Annotated in this window: 22 protein-coding genes; 6 read left to right on the forward strand and 16 right to left on the reverse strand. The window is 72.5% G+C overall.

Annotated elements, in window-relative coordinates:
- Positions 1-14: 14 nt before the first annotated feature.
- Complete coding sequence (locus tag ACWCRJ_RS01195) at positions 15-557, reverse strand: bacterial proteasome activator family protein (protein WP_450937298.1); 543 nt, start codon at positions 555-557, stop codon at positions 15-17.
- Between the two features lie 145 nt (positions 558-702).
- On the opposite strand from ACWCRJ_RS01195, the gene ACWCRJ_RS01200 reads away from it, so the two are divergent.
- Positions 703-1,104 carry a hypothetical protein gene (locus ACWCRJ_RS01200; protein WP_450937299.1) on the forward strand — a complete coding sequence of 134 codons (402 nt, stop codon included), beginning with the start codon at positions 703-705 and terminating at the stop codon, positions 1,102-1,104.
- A 37-nt stretch (positions 1,105-1,141) separates the two neighbouring features.
- Here the strand turns inward: ACWCRJ_RS01200 and ACWCRJ_RS01205 are convergent, their stop codons facing one another.
- Positions 1,142-2,122, reverse strand: coding sequence for an NAD(P)H-quinone oxidoreductase (locus tag ACWCRJ_RS01205; RefSeq protein WP_450937300.1), 981 nt, complete (start codon positions 2,120-2,122; stop codon positions 1,142-1,144).
- A gap of 356 nt (positions 2,123-2,478) precedes the next feature.
- Between ACWCRJ_RS01205 and ACWCRJ_RS01210 the strand changes: the two genes are divergently transcribed.
- Together ACWCRJ_RS01210 and ACWCRJ_RS01215 are read left to right on the forward strand one after the other, a co-directional pair.
- The gene (locus ACWCRJ_RS01210; protein ID WP_450937301.1) at positions 2,479-3,510 is read left to right on the forward strand and encodes an ATP-binding cassette domain-containing protein; all 1,032 of its coding nucleotides are present in this window, start codon (positions 2,479-2,481) and stop codon (positions 3,508-3,510) included.
- A complete protein-coding gene (locus tag ACWCRJ_RS01215) occupies positions 3,507-4,355 on the forward strand; it encodes an ABC transporter permease (protein WP_005483065.1) in 849 nt (282 codons plus the stop codon). The genes ACWCRJ_RS01210 and ACWCRJ_RS01215 overlap by 4 nt, the downstream gene beginning before the upstream one ends.
- A gap of 62 nt (positions 4,356-4,417) precedes the next feature.
- Here the strand turns inward: ACWCRJ_RS01215 and ACWCRJ_RS01220 are convergent, their stop codons facing one another.
- The 6 genes from ACWCRJ_RS01220 to pdhA all read right to left on the reverse strand — a co-directional run bounded on the left by ACWCRJ_RS01220 (position 4,418) and on the right by pdhA (position 11,529).
- Complete coding sequence (locus tag ACWCRJ_RS01220; RefSeq protein ID WP_046915239.1) at positions 4,418-5,509, reverse strand: potassium channel family protein; 1,092 nt, start codon at positions 5,507-5,509, stop codon at positions 4,418-4,420.
- A gap of 112 nt (positions 5,510-5,621) precedes the next feature.
- A complete protein-coding gene (locus ACWCRJ_RS01225; RefSeq protein ID WP_450937302.1) occupies positions 5,622-6,998 on the reverse strand; it encodes a molybdopterin molybdotransferase MoeA in 1,377 nt (458 codons plus the stop codon).
- Complete coding sequence (locus ACWCRJ_RS01230) at positions 6,995-7,915, reverse strand: NTP transferase domain-containing protein (RefSeq protein ID WP_450937303.1); 921 nt, start codon at positions 7,913-7,915, stop codon at positions 6,995-6,997. The genes ACWCRJ_RS01225 and ACWCRJ_RS01230 overlap by 4 nt, the downstream gene beginning before the upstream one ends.
- A 115-nt stretch (positions 7,916-8,030) precedes the next feature.
- Positions 8,031-9,392 (reverse strand): dihydrolipoamide acetyltransferase family protein, encoded by a 1,362-nt coding sequence (locus ACWCRJ_RS01235; protein ID WP_450937304.1) that lies wholly within the window; start codon positions 9,390-9,392, stop codon positions 8,031-8,033.
- Complete coding sequence (locus ACWCRJ_RS01240) at positions 9,392-10,396, reverse strand: alpha-ketoacid dehydrogenase subunit beta (RefSeq protein WP_450937305.1); 1,005 nt, start codon at positions 10,394-10,396, stop codon at positions 9,392-9,394. The genes ACWCRJ_RS01235 and ACWCRJ_RS01240 overlap by 1 nt, the downstream gene beginning before the upstream one ends.
- On the reverse strand, positions 10,393-11,529 hold the full coding sequence (gene pdhA, locus ACWCRJ_RS01245; protein ID WP_450937306.1) for a pyruvate dehydrogenase (acetyl-transferring) E1 component subunit alpha: 1,137 nt from the start codon (positions 11,527-11,529) through the stop codon (positions 10,393-10,395). The genes ACWCRJ_RS01240 and pdhA overlap by 4 nt, the downstream gene beginning before the upstream one ends.
- 190 nt (positions 11,530-11,719) lie before the next feature.
- Between pdhA and ACWCRJ_RS01250 the strand changes: the two genes are divergently transcribed.
- Complete coding sequence (locus ACWCRJ_RS01250; protein WP_005483056.1) at positions 11,720-12,205, forward strand: Lrp/AsnC family transcriptional regulator; 486 nt, start codon at positions 11,720-11,722, stop codon at positions 12,203-12,205.
- Between the two features lie 343 nt (positions 12,206-12,548).
- Here the strand turns inward: ACWCRJ_RS01250 and ACWCRJ_RS01255 are convergent, their stop codons facing one another.
- Entirely contained in the window at positions 12,549-13,139 is a 591-nt protein-coding gene (locus ACWCRJ_RS01255) for a TetR/AcrR family transcriptional regulator (RefSeq protein ID WP_450937307.1), read from the reverse strand.
- Positions 13,136-14,653 (reverse strand): 3-hydroxyacyl-CoA dehydrogenase, encoded by a 1,518-nt coding sequence (locus tag ACWCRJ_RS01260; RefSeq protein ID WP_450937308.1) that lies wholly within the window; start codon positions 14,651-14,653, stop codon positions 13,136-13,138. Before ACWCRJ_RS01260 ends, ACWCRJ_RS01255 begins: the two co-directional genes overlap by 4 nt.
- A gap of 147 nt (positions 14,654-14,800) precedes the next feature.
- Between ACWCRJ_RS01260 and paaN the strand changes: the two genes are divergently transcribed.
- A complete protein-coding gene (gene paaN, locus ACWCRJ_RS01265) occupies positions 14,801-16,513 on the forward strand; it encodes a phenylacetic acid degradation protein PaaN (protein ID WP_450937309.1) in 1,713 nt (570 codons plus the stop codon).
- A 50-nt stretch (positions 16,514-16,563) separates the two neighbouring features.
- Here the strand turns inward: paaN and ACWCRJ_RS01270 are convergent, their stop codons facing one another.
- From ACWCRJ_RS01270 to ACWCRJ_RS01280, 3 genes are read right to left on the reverse strand one after another with little or no spacing between them, the layout of a single operon-like run.
- On the reverse strand, positions 16,564-17,412 hold the full coding sequence (locus ACWCRJ_RS01270; RefSeq protein ID WP_450937310.1) for a TrmH family RNA methyltransferase: 849 nt from the start codon (positions 17,410-17,412) through the stop codon (positions 16,564-16,566).
- Positions 17,409-18,704 carry an HTTM domain-containing protein gene (locus ACWCRJ_RS01275; RefSeq protein ID WP_450937311.1) on the reverse strand — a complete coding sequence of 432 codons (1,296 nt, stop codon included), beginning with the start codon at positions 18,702-18,704 and terminating at the stop codon, positions 17,409-17,411. Before ACWCRJ_RS01275 ends, ACWCRJ_RS01270 begins: the two co-directional genes overlap by 4 nt.
- Positions 18,701-19,882 (reverse strand): DUF5819 family protein, encoded by a 1,182-nt coding sequence (locus ACWCRJ_RS01280; RefSeq protein WP_450937312.1) that lies wholly within the window; start codon positions 19,880-19,882, stop codon positions 18,701-18,703. The genes ACWCRJ_RS01275 and ACWCRJ_RS01280 overlap by 4 nt, the downstream gene beginning before the upstream one ends.
- 337 nt (positions 19,883-20,219) lie before the next feature.
- Between ACWCRJ_RS01280 and ACWCRJ_RS01285 the strand changes: the two genes are divergently transcribed.
- Positions 20,220-21,416: an acyl-CoA dehydrogenase family protein gene (locus ACWCRJ_RS01285; RefSeq protein WP_450937313.1), complete on the forward strand. Its 1,197-nt coding sequence runs from the start codon at positions 20,220-20,222 to the stop codon at positions 21,414-21,416.
- A 93-nt stretch (positions 21,417-21,509) separates the two neighbouring features.
- Here ACWCRJ_RS01285 and ACWCRJ_RS01290 read toward each other — a convergent pair whose 3' ends face one another.
- The 3 genes from ACWCRJ_RS01290 to ACWCRJ_RS01300 all read right to left on the reverse strand — a co-directional run bounded on the left by ACWCRJ_RS01290 (position 21,510) and on the right by ACWCRJ_RS01300 (position 24,452).
- Positions 21,510-21,839, reverse strand: coding sequence for a rhodanese-like domain-containing protein (locus ACWCRJ_RS01290; RefSeq protein ID WP_450937587.1), 330 nt, complete (start codon positions 21,837-21,839; stop codon positions 21,510-21,512).
- A 47-nt stretch (positions 21,840-21,886) separates the two neighbouring features.
- On the reverse strand, positions 21,887-22,825 hold the full coding sequence (locus ACWCRJ_RS01295; RefSeq protein ID WP_450937314.1) for a hypothetical protein: 939 nt from the start codon (positions 22,823-22,825) through the stop codon (positions 21,887-21,889).
- Between the two features lie 145 nt (positions 22,826-22,970).
- On the reverse strand, positions 22,971-24,452 hold the full coding sequence (locus ACWCRJ_RS01300) for a DUF2252 domain-containing protein (protein WP_450937315.1): 1,482 nt from the start codon (positions 24,450-24,452) through the stop codon (positions 22,971-22,973).
- Positions 24,453-24,479 lie beyond the last annotated feature (27 nt).

Raw genomic sequence — 24,479 nt, forward strand, 5'->3', positions numbered from 1 at the left:
GTTCCGCCCCGGGGCTAGAGGTACGGGCCTCCCGAGCGGCCGATCGTCCGCGGGTCGTCGTCGCCCTCGTGGCCGCCGACGCCGGGCGGCAGCGCGCGGCGCATCTGCTCCAGCTGGGCCCGGGCGGCCATCTGCTGGGCGAACAGCGTCGTCTGGATCCCGTGGAAGAGGCCTTCGAGCCAGCCGACCAGCTGGGCCTGCGCGATCCGCAGCTCCGCGTCGCTCGGGATCACCTCGTCCATGAAGGGCAGGGAGAGCCGCTCCAGCTCCTCGACCAACTCGGGCGCCAGGCCGTCCTCCAGTTCCTTGACCGAGCTGGCGTGGATCTCCTTCAGCCGGGCCCGGCTGGCCTCGTCGAGGGGGGCGACCCGTACCTCTTCGAGCAGCTGCTTGATCATGCTGCCGATGCGCATGACCTTGGCCGGCTGTTCCACCATCTCCGTCACCGGGACCTCGCGGGAGTCCTCGTCTCCTCCGCCGCCCACCGCCGTTCCGTCCTGGCCCACGACCAGGATCTGGGGCTGTTCGGGCGACCGTTCGTTCCTCGGCATCTCCATGCCGCCATTCTCTCCCACGTCCGCACCGCACCGGGCCGGAGCCCCCCACCCAGGGTGATCCACCGTGCACACGGCGGTTGCCCGGCGGGAACGGGGCGGCCCGGGTCGAGATGCCGGGGGGCGGGGGGCGTGTGAGCCTGAGGGCGTGGCTCCTACGCTTCGCACGACACGCCTGACGGGACTCGTCCTCGTCGCGGGACTGTTCGTGGTCCTGGTGGCGGGGGCCGTGCCGGCCGCGCACGCGGCCGAGCCCGACCCCGCGACCTCCTGGGCCGGCAGTCGCGCCGGCGAGGGACGGGAGCGGCCGGGTCGGCAGGAGGCCTGGCCCGTGGCCCCGGGAGACGAGACGTACGTGCCTCCGGAGGACCCCGCCCCCGAGCCGGACGGCCCGGACGCGGCCCTGCCGGTTCCGGTCGCGCCGCCCGGAACCGACGGCGCGACCGGCGAGGAACCCGTCCTGCGGGTCCTCACCCTCGGCAGCGGCCTCATCCTGCTGGGCGTGGGCCTCGGTCTGGCCTTCGTCGGACTGCGGATCAGGCGGTACTGAGCCGGGTCGCACCCCGGCTCGGTACGGGCCCGGTCCGCTACGGCACGACCAGCAGAACCTTGCCGATGTGGCCGCTCTCCTCCAGCACCCGGTGGGCCGTGGCCGCGTCGTCCATGGGGATCTCACGGTCCACGACGGGGCGCACATGGCCGCCGTCGACGAGCGGCCACACGTGCTCGCGTACGGCGGCGACGATCGCGGCCTTCTCCTCCCGGGGGCGGGCGCGCAGCGAGGTCGCGCTGATCGCGGCGCGCTTGGCGAGGAGGGCGCCGATGTTCAGCTCGCCCTTGACGCCGCCCTGCATGCCGATGATCGCGAGGCGGCCGTTGACGGCGAGGACCCGGACATTGCGGTCGAGGTACTTGGCGCCCATGTTGTCGAGGACCACGTCCGCGCCCTTGCCGTCCGTGGCCTTGCGGACCTCCTCGACGAAGTCCTGCTCGCGGTAGTTGATCAGGATGTCCGCCCCCAGGGCGGCGCACTGTTCGAGCTTCTCCGCGGTACCCGCCGTGACCGCGACCTTCGCGCCGACGGCCTTGGCGAGCTGGATGGCCATCGTGCCGATGCCGCTGGAGCCGCCGTGGACGAGGAGGGTCTCACCGGGGCGCAGGTGGGCGATCATGAAGACGTTCGACCAGACCGTGCAGACCACCTCGGGCAGCGCGGCCGACCGGGTCAGGCCGACACCGGCGGGCACGGGCAGCAGTTGGGCGGCCGGGGCGACGACCTTCTGCGCGTAGCCGCCGCCCGAGAGCAGCGCGCACACCTCGTCACCGACGTTCCACCCGGCCACACCGGGGCCGATCTCCGCGATCCGCCCGGAACACTCCAGGCCGGGGTAGGGGGAGGCGCCGGGCGGGGGGTCGTAGAAACCCTGCCGCTGGAGCAGGTCGGCGCGGTTCACCGCGCTCGCCGCCACCTCGATGAGCACGTCGCCCTCGCCGGGCACCGGGTCGGGGACCTCGTCCCACACCAGGGCCTCGGGTCCGCCGGGTTCGGGAATCGTGATCGCATGCATGAGGGGGACGCTACTCCCCGACCTCGGCGTCACACCCTCGGCACCCACACCTTCACGCCTCTGCCACCGGCCCCGCCCGGCCTGCGCCCGACCTCGGTTCCCCTCGGCGGGCGGCCCGGCCCCCAACCGCCCCGCACCGCCGATCCTGAGCCCGTGATCGTCACAGGGATGCGTTCACAGCCCATCGGCGAGATCGTGAGAACTCCACCGCCGTGCGGACGCACGACGACACGCGTCGGCCCCGAGTGCGAAGCAGTGGCGACTTTCCGCGCGGCGACCGATGAGTTTCGGCGGTCCCCATGGTCTCCCCTTGCATAGCCCAGGACACGGGCCCCGTACGCGGAAGGATCTCAGACATGAGCGCACAGACGTCCGGCCTCGCGATCGAGACCGCGGGTCTGGTGAAGACCTTCGGCGAGACCCGGGCCGTCGACGGCGTCGACCTGGCCGTGCCGGCCGGCACGGTCTACGGCGTCCTCGGCCCGAACGGCGCCGGCAAGACGACCACGGTGAAGATGCTCGCCACCCTGCTGCGCCCCGACGGGGGCGAGGCGCACGTCTTCGGTCACGACGTCGTCCGGGAGGCCGACGAGGTCCGCGGCCGGGTGAGCCTGACCGGGCAGTACGCCTCCGTGGACGAGGACCTGACCGGCACCGAGAACCTGGTGCTGCTCGCCCGCCTCCTCGGCCACGGCAAACAGGCGGCACGGCTCCGCGCCGGACAATTGCTGGAGGCCTTCGGGCTGAGCGAGGCCGCCGGGAAGCAGGTCAAGCACTACTCGGGCGGCATGCGGCGCCGTATCGACATCGCCGCGTCCATCCTGAACACTCCCGACCTGCTGTTCCTCGACGAGCCCACGACGGGCCTCGACCCGCGCAGCCGCAACCAGGTGTGGGACATCGTGCGCGCGGTGGTCGCCCAGGGCACGACGGTGCTGCTGACCACGCAGTATCTGGACGAGGCGGACCAGCTGGCGTCCAGGATCGCGGTCATCGACCAGGGCAAGGTGATCGCGGAGGGCACGAAGGGCGAGCTGAAGGCGTCCGTGGGGGCCGGTTCCGTCCATCTGCGGCTGCGCGACGCGGCCCAGCGGCCGCAGGCCGAGGAGGTGCTGCGCCTCGCCCTGGACGCCGAGGTGCAGCGGGAGCCGGACCCGGTGGCGCTGACCGCGCGCGTGGGCGGCGGCTCCGCAGGCGGGCAGGGCGCCGCCGAAGCGGCCGCCCGGGCACTCGCCGAACTGGCCCGCACCGGCATCACCGTCGACAACTTCTCGCTGGGGCAGCCCAGCCTGGACGAGGTCTTCCTCGCCCTCACCGGACACGACACCAAGGCGGCGGCCACGCAGGCCGACGACGCCCCCGAGACGAAGGACGAGGCGGCGGTATGAGCACCGCGACCACCACCGAGAACCAGGAACTCGCCCCCGTCAGCGCCGAGTCGCTCGCCGCGCTGCTCATCTCCAGGGAACGGCCACCACGGCCCAGCGCGCTGTCGGCGTCCCTGACCTTCGGCTGGCGGGCCATGCTGAAGATCAAGCACGTGCCGGAGCAGCTCTTCGACGTCACCGCCTTCCCGATCATGATGGTGCTGATGTACACGTACCTCTTCGGCGGTGCGCTGGCCGGCTCACCGGAGGAGTACATCCAGTTCCTGCTGCCGGGCATCCTGGTGATGTCGGTCGTGATGATCACGATGTACACCGGTGTCTCCGTCAACACGGACATCGAGAAGGGCGTCTTCGACCGCTTCCGCTCGCTGCCGATCTGGCGGCCGTCGACGATGGTCGGCTACCTGCTGGGCGACGCCCTGCGGTACGCGATCGCGTCCGCGGTGATGCTCACCGTCGGCATGATCCTCGGCTACCGCCCGGACGGCGGGGTGCTGGGCGTGGTCGCCGGGGTCGCGCTGCTCATCGTCTTCTCGTTCGCGTTCTCGTGGATCTGGACGATGTTCGGCCTGATGCTGCGCACCGAGAAGTCCGTGATGGGCGTCAGCATGATGGTGATCTTTCCGCTGACCTTCCTGTCCAACGTCTTCGTCGACCCGAGCACGATGCCGGGCTGGCTCCAGGCGTTCGTCAACAACAGCCCGGTCACGCATCTGGCGTCGGCGGTCCGCGAGTTGATGGCGGGCGAGTGGCCCACCGCGGAGATCGCCTGGACACTGGGCTGGTCCGCCCTGTTCGTGCTGGTCTTCGGACCGATCACGATGCGGCTCTACAACCGCAAGTAGGCGAGCGTCACGAAAAAAGGTGGGCCCGGGGCGCAGCGCCCCGGGCCCACCTTTCGCTCCCTCTACGGCAGGTGCTTGGTCTCGGGGGTGATCTTCGTGCTCGGCGTGGCCCGGACGATGGTGATCAGCCGGTCCGTCAGCTGGAGTTCACCGATGGACGGATCGTCGTAGCCGAGCACCCGATGTCCGCGCAGCACGCTGACCACCAGGTCCTCCGTCTCTCGCACCCCGCGTCCCACCTCGGCCTTTATGACCGGCCGTTCGGCGATGTCGAGACCGCTGCCCTGCTGGATGAGGTCCTCCATCACCATGCCGGCAGCGGGGCTGAGTACGGAGAGCCCGAGCAGCCGTCCGGCCGCGCTGGCGCTGGTGATGACGACGTCCGCCCCGGACTGCTTCAGCAGCGGCGCGTTCTCTTCCTCCCGCACGGCGGCCACGATCTTGGCCTGGCGGTTGAGCTGGCGGGCGGTCAGCGTGACCAGGACGGCGGTGTCGTCCCGCGCGGTGGAGATGATGATCTGGCGCGCCTTCTGCGCCTCGGCCCGCAGCAGCACATCACTGCGGGTCGCGTCACCGATGACCCCCGTGTACCCCTCGGCGGTCGCGGCCTCGATGACCTTGGAGCTGGGGTCCACGACGACCACCTGCTCCTTCTTCAGTCCGGTCGCGCAGACGGTCTGGATCGCCGACCGCCCCTTGGTCCCCCAGCCGACGACAACGGTGTGCTCCCTCAAGGCCGCCCTCCAGCGGTTCTCTCGCCATTCCTCACGGGTGCGTTCCGTGAGGACCTCCAGCGTGGTGCCGACCAGGATGATCAGGAACAGCACCCGCAGCGGCGTGATCACGAAGATGTTGGTGAACCGCGCCGCGTCACTGACCGGGGTGATGTCGCCGTACCCGGTGGTGGAGAGGGTGACGGTGGCGTAGTAGAACGCGTCCAGCAGGTCCACCGACCCGTCGGAGTTGTCGTTGTACCCCTCATGGTCGGCATAGACGATGAACGCGGTCGCGACCAGCACGAACAAGGCCATCGCCAGCCGCTTGGCGACCTGCCGGATCGGCCGCTCGACCTCCCGTCTCGGCAGCCTCACCTGGTGGGTCACCAGACGCTCGTCCGCGTTGCGGGCGATCGCGTCCTGGCCCGGCAGTTTCACGTGAAACACTCCCCGTTTCGACGTACATCCCCTGGCTGTACCCCGCCCCCGACAGCCCGTTGTTTCACGTGAAACACCGTCGGTCCTACGGCTGGTCGGCCGCATCGACGTTTCACGTGAAACACACCTGGATCCCGGCGGTCGCCCAGGGCAGGTCGAGCAGTTCCAGTTCCTGACCGGGGCGGGCGCCGCCGGGCGGTACGACGGCAAGGGCATCGGCGGTGGCGATTCCGCGGAGCATAGCGGGACCGTTGTAGTGCAGCGGCACGGCATCGTCACCGCGCAGACCGACGGGAACCAGCCGGGTGTCGTACGGATGCCCGTGCACCCCCTCCCGCAGCGGCACCGCGTACGGCTCCGGGGCGGGACGTCCGGCGAGAGTCCGCAGCAGAGGCTCGGCGAGCGTGCACAGCCCGGAGACGGCGGCCAGCGGGTTGCCGGGCAGCCCGACGAGATGCTGGTCCTGCTTGGTGCGGGCCAGCAGCATGGGATGCCCCGGGCGCACCTTCACGCCGTCGACGAGGAGTTCGGCCCCGAGGCGACGCAGGATGGGGTGGACGTGGTCGACGGGTCCGGCGGCCGTGCCGCCCGTGGTCACGACGAGGTCGGCGGAGGACTTCTTGACGGCCCGGTACAGGGCGTCGGCGTCGTCCCCGAGGCGGCGTACGGCAGTCACCTCGGCGCCGAGTGCCCGCAGCCAGGACGGCAGCATCGGGCCGAGAGCATCGCGGATGAGGCCCTCGCGCGGAAGCCCGTCGGTGAGCAGTTCGTCGCCCAGGACCAGCAGTTCGACGCGCGGGCGGGGGAGCACGCTCACCGTGTCGTACCCGGCGGCCGCCGCGAGCCCGAGCGCGGCCGGGGTGATCTGCGTGCCGAGCGGCAGCAGTTGGTCGCCGTGGCGGCACTCCTGACCCCGTGGGCGGATGTCCTGCCCGTGGGAGACGTCCCGGGTCGGATGCAGCCGTCCCTGGTCATCGGTGCGGCCGTGCTCGCTGCGCAGAACGGCCGTGGTGTCGGGCGGAATACGGGCGCCGGTGGCGATCCGGACAGCCTCCCCGTCCGTGAGTCGCCCGGCATCGGCCTGCCCGGCCAGCACACCGTCCTCCCGCACGGCCCAGGGGCCGGGGCCCGCCACCGCCCAGCCGTCCATCGCGGAGGTGTCGAAGGAGGGGAGATCGGTGAGGGCGGTCAGGGGCGCGGCGAGAACGAGTCCGAGGGCCTTGTCGACGGTGACCGAGACGGGGGCCCGGCGGCCGGCCGAGCGGGCGGCGCGCTCGGCGACGGCCCGGGCCTCGGGCCAGGAGGTGGCCCTGTGGTGGGCGTCGCCCTTGGACCCGTGCGCGTCGCCCTGGGACGCGTGCTTATCGGGCCGGCCGGTCGTGGAGGTCTCGCGGGAGGAGCGGGGCTCCTTGGGACCCTGGACGGCCCTGTCGTTGGCCACGGCCAGCGCCTCCTCCACGTCGAGTTCCTCGGCGTCCTGAGCGGTCATCCGACGGCCGGACCGGTGTCCTGGCCGGGGCCGCCGGACCCGGTGTTCTCGTCGGCCCAGCTCAGGGCCAGGGCGGACGCCTTGCGGGCGGCCTCGGTGACCGCCTCGGGGCCTCCCCCGGCCCTGGCGGCGGCGTAGCCGATCAGGAAGGTGGTCAGCGGGGCGGCGGGCCGGGCCACGCTGTGGGCGGCGTCACGGGCGAGATCGAGCAGTTCGGTGATGTCGACGTCGAGGTCGATCCCCAGCTCGTCCTTGACTGCGGAAATCCATTCATCCAACACGTGGCCATGCTCCCTGATCCGTGCGCGGGCGGCGGCGATGTCGTCCCAGGTGTCGCAGTCGAAAGACGCGACCGGGTCGGTGATACGGGTGAGGCGCAGCGCGGCGGTCAGCCGTCGCAGGGGGAGCCCGGTGAGGCCGTCGTGCCCGGCGGCGAGCCGGGCCAGCTCGCGGCGCAGGGGCTCGGCCCGGTAGGCCGCCACGAGGGGCTGGTCACGGCCGTCGGGGTCGGTGACCAGCACGCCGTCGGCGGTGTCCGCGCTGTCCTCGCTGTCCGCGAGGGCGCGCAGCAGCCGCCGTACCGTCGCCTCCTCCAGAAACGGCAGGTCGGCGGAGAGCACGAGGACGTGACGCGCGGTGGTGTGCCGGAGTCCGGCGCCCAGCGCGGCGAGCGGGCCGCCGCCCGGGGGTTCCTCACGGGCCCACCGCACGGGCCGTGCGGTGGCCCGGGGTTCGGCGACGACCACGGTCGTCGCCGCCCCGGCGCAGGCGGTCAGCACACGGTCGAGAAGCGCCCGGCCGCCCACGCGCACGGCGGGCTTGTCGGCGCCGCCGAGCCGCCGGGCGGCGCCTCCGGCGAGCACGACGGCGTCGAACGCCTCGGTACCGGGGTCGCCCGGGGGCTCATACGCGGTCACCCCCCGAGTATGCGGGCCGCGACGATCACAGGGAACGCGGGGGAGACGGCTCGACCAGGGCCCGGTCGGGTCCGACAGAAATGGGCGATCGGCCCCGACCGGGTACCTCCGCTGCTCAGAGCGTGCGCAGCAGCACCGCCGGCTGTTCGACGCAGTCCGCCACGAAGCGAAGGAAGCCACCCGCCGTGCCGCCGTCGCACACCCGGTGGTCGAAGGTGAGCGAGAGCTGCACGACCTGCCGTACCGCCAGCTCGCCCTCGTGCACCCACGGTTTGGGGACGATGCGGCCGACGCCGAGCATGGCGGCCTCGGGGTGGTTGATGATCGGGGTGGAGCCGTCGACGCCGAAGACGCCGTAGTTGTTCAGGGTGAAGGTCCCGCCGGTCAGCTGGCCGGGCGTCAGTGTCCCGGTCCGCGCCGCCTCGGTCAGCCGGGCGAACTCGGTGGCGAGCGACTCCGCGTTCCTGGTGTGCGCGTCCCGGACCACGGGCACGACCAGCCCCCGGTCCGTCTGCGCGGCGAACCCGAGGTGCACCCGGTCGAGCCGGACGACCTCGCGGGCCTCCATGTCGACGGTCGAGTTCAGCTCCGGGAAACGGGCCAGCGCGGCGGTGCAGATCCGGGCGAGGAGCGCGAGGACGGAGATCTTCGGGCCGCCGGCCGCGTTCAGCGCCGTACGGGCGCGCATCAGTTCCGTTGCGTCGGCGTCCACCCAGCAGGTCGCGTCGGGGATCTCGCGCCGGCTCCGGGAGAGCTTGTCGGCGACGGCGCCCCGGACACCGCGCAGGGGGATCCGGGTGGCGGAGGGGGCTTCGGCGGGTGCGGGCGCGGCGACCGGCTGCGCAGTCACGGCGCTCGGCGCCGGAGCCGGGGCCGGGGCCGGGGCCGGAGCCGGGGCCGCAGCGACCCGCAGCGCGTGCTCCACGTCCGCCCGCAGGATCAGTCCCTCGGGGCCCGAGCCGTGCAGCTTCCGCAGGTCCAGGCCGTTCTCGCGGGCGAGACGGCGGACGAGCGGGGAGATGACCGGCACGGGCCCGTCCGGGCACGCGGGAGCGGCGACCGCGACGGGGGCCGCGTCGACGGTGGTGCGCGGCATCGACGACTCGGCGGGGACGGCGGGCCGGACCGGCTCCCCGGGCCGCACCCGCCTGCGACGCGCCGGCGGTGCCCCGGTGCCGTATCCGACCAGCACGTTGCCGGAGCCCTCACCGGCCGAGGCGTCCGAGGCGGGTGCCCCCACCGCCACCGTCAACAGGGGCGCGCCGACGGGCAGTTCCGTGCCCTCCTCGCCGAAGCGGGCGGTGACGACACCGCCGTAGGGGCAGGGGACCTCGACCATGGCCTTGGCCGTCTCGACCTCGACGACCGGCTGGTCGATCGCGACGACGTCCCCGACCTGGACCAGCCAGCGCACGATCTCGGCCTCGGTCAGCCCCTCACCGAGGTCGGGCAGCTTGAACTCCAGCACCTGGGCCATCAGCTCCCCGCCTCCCACTGCAGGCGCCCCACGGCGTCCAGGATCCGGTCGACGCCGGGCAGATGGTGCCGCTCCAGCATGGGCGGGGGGTACGGGATGTCGAACCCGGCGACGCGCAGCACGGGCGCCTCCAGATGGTGGAAGCAGCGCTCGGTGACGCGGGCCGCGATCTCGCCGCCCGGCCCGCCGTAGGAGCCGGACTCGTGCACGACGACGGCCCGGCCGGTCCTGCGCACCGACGCGGCGACCGTCTCGTCGTCGAAGGGCACCAGGGAGCGCAGGTCGACGACTTCGAGGTCCCAGCCCTCGGCCGTGGCCGCCTCGGCGGCCTCCAGACAGACGGGCACGGACGGCCCGTAGGTGATGAGGGTGGCGCTGCGGCCGGCGCGGCGCACGACCGCGCGGCCGATCGGGTCGACGGCCTGCGGTTCCTCGGGGTTCCAGGAGTCCTTCGACCAGTACAGCCGCTTGGGCTCCAGGAGGACGACCGGGTCGTCGGAGGCGATGGCGGCGCGCAGCAGCCCGTAGGCGTCGGCGACCGTGGCGGGTGTGACGACATGGAGGCCCGGAGTCGCCATGTAGTACGCCTCGGAGGAGTCGCTGTGGTGCTCCACGCCGCCGATGCCGCCGCCGTACGGGACCCGGATGGTGATCGGCAGCGGCATCGCCCCGCGCGTGCGGTTGCGCATGCGGGCGACATGGCTGATGAGCTGCTCGAACGCCGGGTAGGCGAACGCGTCGAACTGCATCTCCACGACCGGCCTGAGCCCGTACATGGCCATGCCGACGGCGGTGCCGAGGATGCCCGCCTCGGCGAGCGGAGTGTCGGTGACGCGGTTTTCACCGAACTCCTTCGCGAGCCCGTCGGTGACCCGGAAGACGCCGCCGAGGGCGCCGACGTCCTCACCCATGACATGCACGGTGGGGTCGGCGGTCATGGCGTCGCGCAGCGCGCGGTTGAGCGCCTGCGCCATGGTGGCGGGCTTGACGGCCACGGTGGTCATCGGTGCGCCCCTTCGTGTTCCGCCGCCAGCTCGGCCCTGAGCAGGGCTTCCTGTTCGCGCAGTTGGGGGGTGGGCTCGGCGTAGACGTGGGCGAAGAGGTCCATGGGGTCGAGGACCGGGTCCTGGTTCATGCGCTCGCGCAGGTCGGCCGCCATCGTCTCGGCGGCGTCGCTGGCGGCCCGGATGCCGTCCTCGTCAAGGAGGCCGCGCTCGGTCAGCTCGTGCTCCAGGAGGGTGATCGGGTCGTGCGCGCGCCAGGTCTCGACCTCGGCGTCGCCCCGGTAGCGGGTCGCGTCGTCGGCGTTGGTGTGGGCGTCGATGCGGTACGTCACCGCCTCGACCAGCGTGGGACCGCCGCCCGCGCGCGCGTGGGCCACCGCTTCGGCGAGCACCTGGTGCACGGCCGCCGCGTCGTTGCCGTCGACCAGACGGCCCGGCATCCCGTAGCCGACGGCCTTGTGGGCCAGCGACGGGGCGGCGGTCTGCTTGGCGAGCGGGACGGAGATCGCGAAGCCGTTGTTCTGGACGAGGAAGACGACCGGCGCCTGCCAGACGGCGGCGAAGTTCAGCGCCTCGTGAAAGTCGCCCTCGCTGGTGCCGCCGTCGCCGACCAGGGCGAGCGCGACCACGTCGTCGCCCTTGAGGCGGGCGGCGTGCGCGAGGCCCACGGCGTGCGGGAGCTGGGTGGCGAGCGGGGTGCACAGGGGGGCGACCCGGTGCTCGTGCGGGTCGTAGCCGGTGTGCCAGTCACCGCGCAGCAGCGTGAGCGCCTGCACGGGGTCGAGGCCACGGGCGACGGCGGCGAGCGTGTCGCGATAGCTGGGAAAGAGCCAGTCCCGCTCTTCGAGGACGAGGGCGGCGGCGACCTCGCACGCCTCCTGACCGGTGCTGGAGGGGTAGACGGCGAGCCTGCCCTGCTTGGTCAGGGCGGTGGCCTGCGTGTTGTAGCGGCGGCCGCGCACCAGCTCGGAGTAGAGCCGGCGCAGCAGCGCGGGGTCGGCGTCGGCCGCCGCGTCCGTGCCGAGCACGCGGTACGGCAGCGCGTCGGGCAGCAGCGGCGCGGGGTCCGTGCGGGGCTGCCAGGCGGGCGGCGGTGTCGGGCGGTACGCGCCCCGCTGCTCCATGACCGTCATACGGCACCTCCTCGTGGGAGTGGCTCAGGGGCGTGGCACGGGTTGTGACACGCCTCACCTACCGATTGTTCGGTCGCTGACGCATTTTGGCTACAGGCACCCTCAGGCTGTGGACAAACGGTTCTGCACAGCCTGGAATGAACGCAGTCCGTCCATGGTAGGGAGGCAGGGGCACATGGCACCTGAACAAATGGCCGAGCCGCCGGAGCACGGCCCGGCCCTGCCGCCCCCTCGACCGCTGGACGCCATAGACCAGGACATCCTGCGCATGCTGCAGGCCGACGGCCGCGCCTCGATACGGTCCGTCGCCGAACGCGTCCACGTCTCCCGCGCCAACGCCTACGCCCGCATCAACCGCCTCGTCGAGGACGGCGTGATCCGTGGCTTCGGGGCGCGCGTGAACCACGAGCGCGCCGGAAAGGGCACCTCGGCCTACATCACCCTCAAGATCGTGCAGAACTCCTGGCGCACGGTCCGCGACCAGCTGCGCCAGCTCTCCGGCGCCGCCCACATCGCGCTGGTGGGCGGCGACTACGACGTCCTGCTCCTGGTGCACACCTCGGACAACAGGGCCCTGCGCGAGGTCGTCCTCACCAAGCTTCAGGCCATCCCGGAGGTGCTCAGCACCCGGACCCTGCTGGTCTTCGAGGAGGAGGACGTGGAACCGGAGGGGTGAATCGTCCCCGGGCAGCGGGGCCGGCGGGACGCGGCGGTATCAGCGGCGGACGGCGGCATCAGGCGGGCAGACCGGGGGACCGGACCTCCCGCGACTGGTCCCGACGCGCGGTCCCCCAGTCCTGGGCCAGCAGCCCTGAGCCCGCAGCCCTGGGTTTGCATTCCTGAGCCCGCAGCCCTGAGCCCGCAGCCCTGGGTTTGCATTCCTGAGCCCTGAGCCCTGAGCCCTGAGCCCTGAGCCCTGAGCCCTAAGCCAGCATTCCTGAGCCCGCAGCCCCGAGCCCGCATTCCTGAGCCCGCAGCCCTGAACCCGCCCCCCTGAGCCACCAGCCCTCGGCCCGCAGTCAGTCCTGGGCCCGCAGTCCCGAGAACACCAGATGAACCACGGCTTCGGACACTTCCCGCTCGCCCATGCCCCGCCCTTCCGGCCGGTACCACTCCACGATCGAGTTGATCATGCCGAAGACGAGCCGCGTCGCGAGCCGCACCTCCACGTCCCGGCGCACGTCGCCCTCGGCGGCCGCGGCCTTGAGCAGCTCGGCGACCCGGTGGTCGAAGTCGCGGCGCCGCTCCAGCGCCCAGCGCTCGGTGTCGGTGTTGCCGCGCACCCGCAGCAGCAGGGTCACATAGGGAAGCTCGTCGAGCAGCACCTCGACCATGCGCCGCACGACGTGCTCCAGGCGCTCCACCGCGCGTCCCGCGCGCGCAGGCTCCTCGTCGAGGATCTGGAAGAGACCCTCCAGCGCCCGGCTGACGGCCCGGCGCAGCAACTCCTCCTTGCCCGTGACGTGGTGGTATATCGACGACTTGGAGATACCGGCCGCCTTGGAGAGGTGCTCCATGGATGTGCCGTCGTAGCCGCGTTCGTTGAAGACCCGGACCGCGACCGACAGCAGCGTCTCGGGGGTGTACGTGTCGCGCTTGGCGGTCGTCATGAGGACGTGCCCTCCCGCTTGTCGGAGGCGTAGGCGTGGCGGTAGAGCGCCAGCGAGGGCGCGTAGCGCCCGGAGGGGTCGCGCAGGTGCAGGTCGTCCAGGAGGGCGTACGCCCAGTTGCGGCCCAGCCTGCGGCTCCATTCGAAGGGCCCCATCGGGTAGTTGACGCCCAGACGCATCGCCGTGTCGATGTCCTCCTTGGTGGCCACCCCCTTGGCGACGGCGTCGTGCGCGAGGTCGATGATCCGTGCGACCGTGCGGGCGACGATCATGCCGGGGGCGTCCCCGATGACGCTGACGTCCTTGCCGAGCGCCTGGAAGAGACCGATGGCCTCCGCGAGGGTCTGCTGCGAGGTGTCCTGGGAGGCGGACAGGGCGATCCGGGTGGCCCTGCGGTAGTCGAGCGCGAGGTCGAAGTAGACGACGTCCCGGAACTCCACGGAGGTCTGCCCGTCGGCGAGGGCCAGCTGGCCGCCGCTCGGCAGGACGAGCCGGGTGCCGTGGTCCTCCTCGTCCTCGCGGACCGGGATGCCCGCCTCCCGGAAGAGCGCGAGCAGGTCGCCGGCGGGGCCGAGGTCACCCTCGACGACGACGTACGCGGGCGGCGGGACCGGATCGGCGGTGTGCGGCTCGGGCCGCTCGGCGTCGTCGGTGTGGTCGTACCAGCCCTGGCCCGTCTTGCGGCCGAGCCGGCCGGACTCGACGAGCCGGCGCTGGGCCAGTGACGGCGTGAAGCGCACGTCCTGGAAGAATGCCTGCCACACGGAGTGGGTGACGGACTCGTTGACGTCCTGCCCGATCAGGTCGGTCAGCTCGAAGGCGCCCATCCGGAAGCCGCCGCACTCGCGCAGGATCGCGTCGATGGTGACGGGCTCGGCGGCCTGCGACTCGTACACCGCGAAGGCCTCGGCGTAGAACGGCCGAGCGATGCGGTTGACGATGAAGCCGGGGGTGTCGGCGCAGGCGACGGGCGTCTTGCCCCAGGCGCGGGCCGTCTCGTACGCGCGCGTGGCCGACGTCACGTCGGTGGCGAAGCCCGAGACCACCTCGACGAGGGGCAGCAACGGCGCGGGGTTGAAGAAGTGCAGGCCCACGAAGCGGCCCGGGTTGCGCAGGGCGCCGCCGATGGCCGTGACGGACAGGGACGAGGTGTTGGTGGCGAGCAGGCAGTCCTCGCCGACGACGTCCTCCAGCGCGCGGAACAGCTCCTGCTTGGCGTCCAGCCGCTCCAGGATCGCCTCGACGACCAGACCGCAGTCCGCGAGGTCGGCGAGATCCTCGGCGGCGTGCAGCCGGGCGCGCGCGGCGTCCCGGTCGGCGCCGGTCATGCGGTCCTTGGCGACGAGCCGGTCGAGCCGGGCGCCGATCGCCTCGGCGGCCTCCCTCGCACGGCCGGGCGCGGCATCGAACAGCCGTACGAGGTGGCCCGCGGTCAGCGCGACCTGGGCGATGCCCTGGCCCATGGTGCCGGTACCTACGACGGCCACGGGGCTGCCGGGGTCGAGTCCTGTCATGTGCGCGATCCTCCCGCACGGGGTTGTCCACAGATGCGGCGGACCCCCTTGTCCCGACCGATCGTTCGGTTACTCTAACTCTGTCCGCCTGTTCCTGCCCAGGTCAGAGCTCGAAGAAGAGTGTCTGACGTGAGGAGTTGGTCAAGCATGGCCGCCGAACCGTCCGCGCACGCCCTGATCGCCAAGCACCGGCCCACCCTCGACCAGGCGCTGGAAGCGATCCGCACCCGCGCGTACTGGTCGCCCCACCCCGAACACCCCAAGGCCTACGGCGAGAACGGAAGCCTGGGGATGGCCGAGGGCAAGGCAGCCTTCGACGCCCTCCTCGGCACCCGTCTCGACCTCGGGCAACCCGGCACCGACGACTGGGTGGGCGGCGAGGTCTCGCCGTACGGCATCGAGCTGGGCGTCACCTACCCGCACGCCGACCTCGACACGCTGCTGCCCGCCATGAAGGCGGGCCGGCGCGCGTGGCGCGACGCGGGAGCGGAGGCGCGTGCCGCGGTGTGCATGGAGATCCTCAAGCGCATCAGCGACCGCACCCACGAGTTCGCCCACGCCGTCATGCACACCAGCGGCCAGGCCTTCATGATGGCCTTCCAGGCCGGCGGCCCGCACGCCCAGGACCGAGGCCTGGAAGCGGTGGCGTACGCGTACGCGGAGCAGGTCCGCACCCCGGACGACGCGGAGTGGACCAAGCCCCAGGGCAAGCGCGACCCACTCGCGCTCACCAAGAAGTTCAAGCCGGTGCCGCGCGGCACGGCCCTCGTCATCGGCTGCAACACCTTCCCGACGTGGAACGGCTACCCGGGCCTGTTCGCCTCCCTCGCCACCGGCAACGCGGTCCTCGTGAAGCCCCACCCGCGCGCGGTGCTGCCGCTCGCCCTCACCGTCCAGGTCGCCCGCGAGGTCCTCGCCGAGACCGGCTTCGACCCCAACCTGGTCGCGCTGGCCGCCGAACGCCCCGGCGAGGGCATCGCCAAGGACCTGGCCACCCGCCCCGAGATCCGCATCATCGACTACACCGGCTCGACGTCCTTCGGCGACTGGCTGGAGGCCAACGCCCGCCAGGCGGAGGTCTACACGGAGAAGGCCGGCGTCAACACGGTGCTGATCGACTCCACCGCCGACTACAAGGGCATGCTCTCCAACCTGGCCTTCTCCCTGTCCCTGTACAGCGGCCAGATGTGCACCACCCCGCAGAACCTGCTCATCCCCCGCGACGGCATCACCACCGACCAGGGCGCCAAGTCCTACGACGAGGTCGTCGCCGACCTCGCCCGGTCGGTCGGGGGTCTGCTGGGCGACGACGCGCGCGCGAACGCGCTGCTCGGCGCGATCGTGAACCCCGACGTCAAGTCCCGCCTCGAAGCGGCCGCGTCGCTCGGCGAAGTCGCGCTCCCCTCACGGGAGATCACCAACCCAGAGTTCCCGGACGCCGTCGTGCGCACACCGGTGATCGTGAAGCTCGACGGCGCGCGGAAGTACTGGGAGGGCGCGGAGGACGAGGCCGCCTACCTGAGCGAGTGCTTCGGGCCGGTGTCGTTCGCCGTGGCCGTCGACTCGGCCGCGGAGGGGCTGGAGCTGCTGCGCCGGACCATCGGCGAGAAGGGCGCGATGACCGTCGGCGCGTACACGACCTCCGAGGAGGTGGCCGAGGCCGTCGAGGAGGTCTGCCTGGAGGAGTGCGCGCAGCTGTCGCTGAACCTCACGGGCGGGGTGTACGTGAACCAGACGGCGGCGTTCTCGGACTTCCACGGGTCCGGCGGCAACCCGGCGGCGAACGCGGCCCTGTGCGACGGAGCCTTCGTCGCCAACCGCTTCCGGGTGGTCGAGGTCCGCAGCGAGGCGCTCCGCTAGGGGCGGGCTGCCTCCTCGTTCCCTCAGCCCGGTTCCCTCAGCTCATGTGCTCAGAAGGAACCCGCGCTCCAGTGGTACAGCGTCATCGCCACGCTCGTCGCCAGGTTGTAGCTGGAGACCTGGGGGCGCATCGGGAGGGACAGCAGGTGGTCGGCGCGGGCGCGCAGGTCGGTCGACAGGCCGCTGCGCTCGGAGCCGAACGCGAGGACGGCGTCGTCCGGGAGCTTCAGCCCCCGGATGTCGTCGCCCTCGGGGTCGAGCGCGAAGAGCGGGCCGGGAGGCAGATCGGCCACCTCCAGGCGCTCGACGGCCGTGGCGAAGTGCAGACCCGCCCCGCCGCGCACGACCGTGGGATGCCAGGGATCCAGCGTGCCCGTGGTGACCACGCCGGTCGCCCCGAAGCCGGCGGCCAGCCGGATCACGGCGCCCGCGTTGCCCAGGTTGCGCGGGTTGTCGAGCACGACCACGGGGGCGGCGCGCGGGACCCGGGCGAGAGCCGCCAGATGGGCCGCGCGCGCGGGGCGTACGGCCAGGGCGGCGACGGCGGTGGGGTGCGGGCGCGGTACGAGGGCCCGGTACGTCTCCTCCGGGACTTCCTGGAGGAGGTCCACGAGCCGGTCCCGTACGTCCGGGGCCAGATCGTCGGCGAGGGCGAGGGCCGCCGTGCGGTCGGCGGTGACGGCCACCGGCACCTGCGCGCCGAAGCGGACGGCGTGCTTCAGCGCGTGGAAACCGTCGAGCAGGACGGAGGCGTCGGCGAGGCGGTGCCATGCCCCCACAGGATCGCCCGGCGGACGGGCGGCGGCCGCGGTCGCCCGTCCGGCCTCGGCATCTCCCGCCGGGCCGGCCGCGGGTCCCGTCGCCGGTTCGCCTGCGGGTCCGCTCACCGGTTCGTTCATGCGCTGAAGCCTACGCGCGCCTGCTCGGCCGCCTCCGCCTCGTCGGGGACCGGTGGCCGGCGCGGGCCCGGGATCGTGAGGGCGCGCCCCGGCAGGACGCGACGCACGACGCGGTCACGCGCGCGTGCCGCCAGTGCGCCCAGGCGCTTCAGGAAGGGCGTGGGCAGGAAGACGGCGTCGGCGGCGATCATCGCGAGCGAGAAGAAGGGCAGCCCCAGCACGACGGCGATCACGGCGTGCTCGGTCATCATCACCGCCAGCAGGACGTTCTTGACGCGCCGGTTGAACAGCGTGAACGGGAAGGCGACCTGGACAATCACCGTCCCGTACGTCACCAGCATCACCATCGTGCCGCTGGACGACAGCAGGTCGGAGAGCGAGGCCCAGGGCGAGAAGTAGTCCAGGTGGAACGGGTAGTAGGCCGCCGTGCCGTCCTGCCAGCGCCCACCCTGGATCTTGTACCAGCCCGCCGCCGCGTAGATCAGACAGGCCTCGGCCATGATCACGACGAGAGCGGCGTTGTGCGTGAGGTTGCCGACGATGTCGAGCAGCGCGCGCGGTTTGGTGTCCGACGCGATGCGCCCGGCGGCCCACCACAGGGCGTGCACCGCCCAGAGCCCCCAGAAGAACGTCAGCCAGCCGCCCAGCAGACCGCCGGGGATCAGTCCCCCGAACGTCACCAGCAGCAGCGCGAACCCGAGCACGCACCACAGCGCGGGACCGACCCGGTCCTCCGGGGCCCTGCCGTCCAGCTCCAGCCGCTCGCGCCCACGCCCTGCGCGCCGCGCGTCCAGCGACCAGACCTGGGCGCAGCGGACGAAGACAAGGTAGATCGCCATGAGGTGGAGGACGTTGTCGCCGCCGTCGCCCATGAAGACGCTGCGGTTCTGCAGCGAGAGCACGCCCATCATGAAGAGCACGCTCATGGCGCGGGTGCGCCAGCCGAGCAGCAGCAGGAAGGTGGACAGGACGGCGACGGCGTAGACGATCTCGAACCACACCATGCTGTCGGACCACATCAGCACCGTGAACGCGTCGTTGCTCGCCGTCAGCTGCTGGGCCAGCTCCCAGCTCCAGGGCCCGTCGGGGCCGTAGAGCTCGCGTCGGTGCGGGAACTCGCGCAGCAGGAACAGCAGCCAGGTCGCGGAGAAGCCGATACGGACGATCGCGCTCTGGTACGGGCCCAGCGCGCCATCCGTCACGCGAGTGATCCCGTTGCCTATCGCAGCGGTCAGACGCGCCAGGGGGCTCCCTCGGCGGACCGGGTCGGTCGCAGTCACGGAGCCGCTCATTCGGCGCTCGCCTCCGTCCGGCCGGTGGTGGCCCGGCCGGCCCCACCCGCGTTGGCGGCGGCGTCCGTCCGGTCGTCGTCGGTCACCTGCCACCAGGGCAGCTCACGGACGACTGGCTTGTCGGACACCTTTTCCTCGCTCCACTCGGGCGCCGGCACGTTGGTGGTACGGGACCGGAGCTGGATCCGCTCGATCACACCGCCCGGCTCGCCGGCCTGCTCGCGGTCCAGGCGCATCACCACGATCCGGCGCACATAGCGCTCGGAGAGGTCGCCGCGCGAAGTGGTGGCGCGGTGGTCGTTGTCGTGCGTGGCGACGTAGAAGTCCCAGGCCCGGCGCAGCTCGTTCTGCTGGGTGTGGCTCGGCACCGGGTTCCTGTCGATCGCGGCGCCGTCCAGCGCGGACAGGTCGTACCAGCCGGTCTCGCGTGTCTCACCGTCGGCGGTGCGGACCTCGGCGCGCGCCTGCACGGCGATGTTCTGCTGCAACGGGTTCGGTGCGAACAGTTTCCAGTTCTGCTCGAACTCCGGATACACCCATTCGTCCACCGCCCGGCCGTGTTGCTTCGTCAGCGTGTTCGAGGGCGCGATATGGAGAAACACCAGCCCGAGGTGGGCGCAGGTCGCCACCGCCACGACCGCGAGCACCAGCGCCACGGCTATCTGGTACGGCAGGGTGAGCGCGGCCATGCCGGAGGCTGCCGGGCCCGGGGAAGGGTCCGCAGCGGTGACCGGCGTCGATGGCGTGACGGGGTCTGCCGTCGAGGACATGCCGAGATTTGGCGTCGATGGCGCGACGGGGTCTGCCGTCGAAGACATGCCGAGATCCGGCGTCGATGGCGAGGCGAGGTGCGGAGCCGATGGCGAGGCGAGGTGCGGAGCCGATGGCGAGGCGAGGTGCGGGGCCGATGGCATGACGGGATCCGGAGTCGGCGGCGAGGCGGGCTCCTGAACCGGGGGCGTGACGGGGTCCGGGGCCGATGGCGAGGCGAGGTGCGGGGCCGATGGCATGACGGGATCCGGAGTCGGCGGCGAGGCGGGCTTTTGAACCGGGGGCGAGGCGGGGTCCGGGGTCTGCCGGGACGGCTGAACCCGCGGGTCCGCCTCGCTCGCGGAGTCGGAGCCCTCGGGCTCGTCCGGCCCCCGCCGGGCGTTCGAGACCTCGTCGTTCGCGTCCATTCCGCCCCGCTCCCCGATTCCTACGGACCCGGTCCGCTTCCCCACCGGAACTTACTCAGCCGTATCCGTCCGGCACAGCCCCGATGGTCACAGCAGTCACATCGTCACACCGCTCGCACGGCACCCTTGAGGTTATCCACAGCGGGGGACACCTTACGGCGCGGTGTGGTCCGCCTCTCCCCGAAAGCCGCTTCGTCCGCTCAGCCGCCCGCCTCGCCCGCCGCCAGCCGCCCGCCTCGCCCGCCGCGCGACCAACGGCCGGCTCCGCGCCATTCCCCTCTTCTAGAACCTGTTCTATCTTGACGCCCTGTCATCGGCGACACGGAAGGGCGGAACCGTGGACTTCACCTTCACCGAGGAGCAGCAGGCGGCGGCCGAGGCGGCGAGGGCGGTGTTCGCCGGGGTCGCACCGGACGGCGTCCCGAGCCCGTCGCTCGTGCCGGGGGCCGTGGCCGACGACTTCGACCGGCCCCTGTGGGCGAAGCTCGCGGGCGCGGATCTCCTCAGCCTGTTGCTGGACCCGGCGTACGGCGGTTCGGGGCTCGACCCCATCGCACTGTGCCTGGTGCTGCGCGAGTCGGCGAAGGTGCTGGCCAGGGGGCCGCTGCTGGAGACCAGTGCCGCCGCCGTGGCCGTCCAGGCACACGGGAGCGAGGAGCTGAGGGAGGATCTGCTCGCCCGCGTCGGCCGGGGCGAGATCGTCCTCACCGTCGCCGCGCACGGCCGCACCGGCCACGACCCCGCCGAACTCGCCGTGACCGCGCGGCGGGACAGCGACGGCGGCTGGGTCCTGGACGGCGTGCAGACGGCGGTGCCCTGGGCGCACCACGCGGACTTCGTCGTCGTCCCCGCCACGGTTGCGCCGGAGTCGGTCCTCCCCGGCCTCTCCGCCGACGAAGCCGGACAGGACACCGCGGCCGCCGACGGACGGGCCGTGCTCGCCCTCGTTCCCCGCGTCCACCCAGGCGTGACGCTCGCCGAGCAGATCTCCACCAGCGGTGAACGCCTCGCGGAGCTGCGGCTGGAGTCGGCACGGATCGCCGCGCGGGACATCATCGACGCGGAGGGGGCGTGGGAGCGGCTGCGGGAGCTGCTGGCCACCGGCACCTGCGCGCTGGCGCTCGGTCTGGGTGAGGCCGTACTCGGCATGACCAGCGAATACGCCGGAAAGCGCGAACAGTTCGGCTTCCCGATCGCCTCGTTCCAGGCCGTCGCCGTCCAGGCCGCCGACCGCTTCATCGACCTGCGCGCGATGGAGGCGACGCTGTGGCAGGCCGCCTGGCGGATCACCTCCGGGGCGGGGGGTGCGCTGCCCGCCGCCGGAGACGTCTCGGTGGCCAAGATCTGGGCCTCGGAGGGCGTACGACGGGTCGTGCAGACCGCACAGCATCTGCACGGGGGTTTCGGCGCGGACGTCGACTACCCCCTGCACCGCTATCACGCCTGGGCCAAGCACCTGGAACTGTCGCTCGGCCCCGCGGCGGCCCACGAAGAGGCACTGGGCGATCTTCTGGCGGCCCACCCCCTGGGCTGAGGGCCACGCACACCACACCCTGGGGCGCGTACGTCCTGTCCGCGCGCCCCACGCGCATGCGATCCGCCACCTGCCCCCAGGGAGACGAGTCGCCTAGAGAACGAACCCGGCCCCGCCCTGGTCGTCCACCACCGGACGGCCGGCTGCCGCCCACACCTGCATGCCGCCGTCCACGTTCACGGCGTCGATGCCCTGCTGGACGAGATACATGGTGACCTGCGCCGAACGACCGCCCGAACGGCAGATCACATGGATCCTGCCGTCCTGCGGAGCCGCCTCGGTCACCTCGCCGTAGCGCGACACGAACTCACTGATGGGGACGTGCAGCGCCCCTTCGGCATGACCCGCCTGCCACTCGTCGTCCTCCCGGACGTCCAGCAGGAAGTCGTCGTCCTTGAGGTCCGCGACCTCGACCGTGGGCACACCAGATCCGGATTGCATGCGCACGACGCTACCCGACCCGCCCCCGGCTAATCGTCCCGGCCGAGCAGCTCCGCCAGCTCGGTCTCACGCTGTTCGACCTCCGCCAGCAACTGGTCGGCGATCTCCTCGAGGAGCCGGTCCGGGTCCTCCGGGGCGAGGCGGAGCATCGACCCGATGGCCCCCTCCTCCAGCTCCTTGGCCACGAGGGCGAGCAACTCCTTGCGCTGGGCGAGCCATTCGAGCCGGGCGTACAGCTCCTCGGCCCGGCTCGGCCCGCGCTCCTGCTCCACGGGCCCGGCCGCCCACTCCGAGGACAGCTCTCGCAGCAGCACCTCGTCGCCCCGGCCGTACGCCGCGTTCACCCGGGCGATGAACTCGTCCCGTCGCACCCGCTCCTTGTCGTCCTGGGCCAGGTCGGGGTGGGCCTTGCGGACCAGCTCCCGGTAGAGCCGGCGAGCCTCGTCGCTCGGTCGCACCCGCTCCGGCGACCGCACGGGCTGATCGGTGAGCATGGCCGCGGCCTCGGGGAACAGACCCTCCGAGTCCATCCAGCCGTGGAACAGCTCCTCCACGCCCGGCATGGGCATGACCCGGGCCCGCGCCTCCTGGGCCTTGCGCACATCCTCGGGGTCACCGGTGCGCGCGGCCTTCGCCTCGGCGATCCGGGCGTCCAGCTCGTCGAGCCGCGCGTACACGGGGCCGAGCTTCTGGTGGTGCAACCGGGAGAAGTTCTCCACCTCGACCCGGAAGGTCTCGACGGCGATCTCGTACTCGATCAGCGCCTGCTCGGCCGCCCGCACGGCCCGCTCCAGCCGCTCCTCGGGCCGCCCCGAGCCGCCCTCGGCGGAGGACCCACCCCCGGTGGACGCCGTGCCCTCGGCGCCCTCGGTCGGTGCCGCGCCTTCGACGGGCTCGGTGGCCTCATCGGGCCGCCCGGGCTCGGTGGGGCGCTCGGACGGTGTCTGCTCGGCTTCCGGGGTCGTCACCCGACCCAGCCTAGGCCACGGCTCCGGCCCCCGGCGAAAGCCGCCGAGGACGGCGATCGGAGCGACCAGGCCCGCACCACCCAGCCGCCCGGCCGGCCGCGCTCGGCCCGCTCGGTACCCCCGGGAACCCTCCACCGGCCCTCGCTCAGACCCCCACCTCCGCCGCGATGCGTCCCGCCCGCACGGCCGTCACCAGCTCCGCGTGATCCGCCTCCGTACGGTCCGCGTAGGTCACGGCGAACGTGGCCGTCGCCTCGTCCAGTTCGTCGTTCTTGCCGCAGTAGCCGGCGATGAGGCGCGGGTCGGCGCTGTGGGCGTGGGCGCGGGCGAGGAGGGCACCGGTCATGCGGCCGTAGTCGTCGATCTGGTCGGCGGCCAGGGCCGCGGGGTCGACGCTGCCCTTGCGGTTGCGGAACTGACGTACCTGGAAGGGGAGGCCGTCGACCGAGGTCCAGCCGAGCAGCATGTCGCTGACGACCTGCATGCGCTTCTGGCCGAGCACCACCCGGCGGCCCTCGTGGTCCACCTCCGGCACCTCGAAGCCGGCTGTCGCGAGGTGTGGTTCCAGCGCCGAGGGGCGGGCCTCCTTCACCTGGAGGACGAGCGGCTCCCCGCGGTGGTCCAGGAGCAGCACGACGTACGAGCGGGTGCCCACGCTGCCGGTGCCGACCACGCGGAACGCCACATCGTGCACGGCGTACCGGGCCAGCAACGGGTGGCGGTCCTCCGTCAGCGTGGTCAGGTACTGCTCCAGGGAGGTGGCCACGGCGGCCGCCTCCGCGTCCTCCACGCGGCGCAGCACCGGCGGGGCGTCCACGAAGTGGCGGCCGCCGCCCTCCACCGCCCGGGTCGCCTTGGCCGCGAAGCGCCCGCTGGTGTTGGCACGCGCCTTCTCCGAGACCCGGTCCAGTGTGCCGAGCAGGTCGTGGGCGTCGGTGTGGGAGACCAGTTCCTCGTCCGCGATGGCGTTCCACGCGTCGAGCGCCGAGAGCTTGGCGAGGAGGCGCATCGTGCGCCGGTAGGCACCCGTCGCGTCGTAGGCCGCCTTGCGGCACACCTCCTCGTCGGCACCCGCCTCGCGGCCGGCGAGCACCAGGGAGGCGGCGAGGCGCTTGAGGTCCCACTCCCAGGGGCCGTGCACGGTCTCGTCGAAGTCGTTGAGGTCCATGACCAGTCCGCCGCGGGCGTCCCCGTACAGGCCGAAGTTGGCCGCGTGGGCGTCGCCGCAGAGCTGGGCGCCGATGCCGGTCATGGGCGTACGGGCGAGGTCGTGGGCCATGAGGCCCGCCGAGCCGCGCAGGAACGCGAAGGGGGTGGCCGCCATCCTGCCGACCCTTATCGGAGTGAGGCCGGCGATCCGGCCGCGGTTGGACTCCTCGACCGCGGACACCGCGTCCGGCCGGTCGGTGGTGAGCGTCAGGTCCGCGTGGGCACTGCGGGGCACCCTCGTGCGCAGCGCCTTGCCCTCGTCCTTGGGCGACCCCACCGACGGCCACCGGGCGAACCCCCTCACCCCCGGCACCCGCGCGGCGGCCGACGGCGACACCGTCGCCTCCGCCCCCGCCCCCCGCGACTGCGCCGACTCCGCGTCGGCCACCGGCCCTGCCGTCGTACCGGCCTCGGTCATCACGACCGCCTCCCCCGTACACGTCCA

The sequence above is a fragment of the Streptomyces sp. NPDC002324 genome (genome assembly GCF_053593335.1).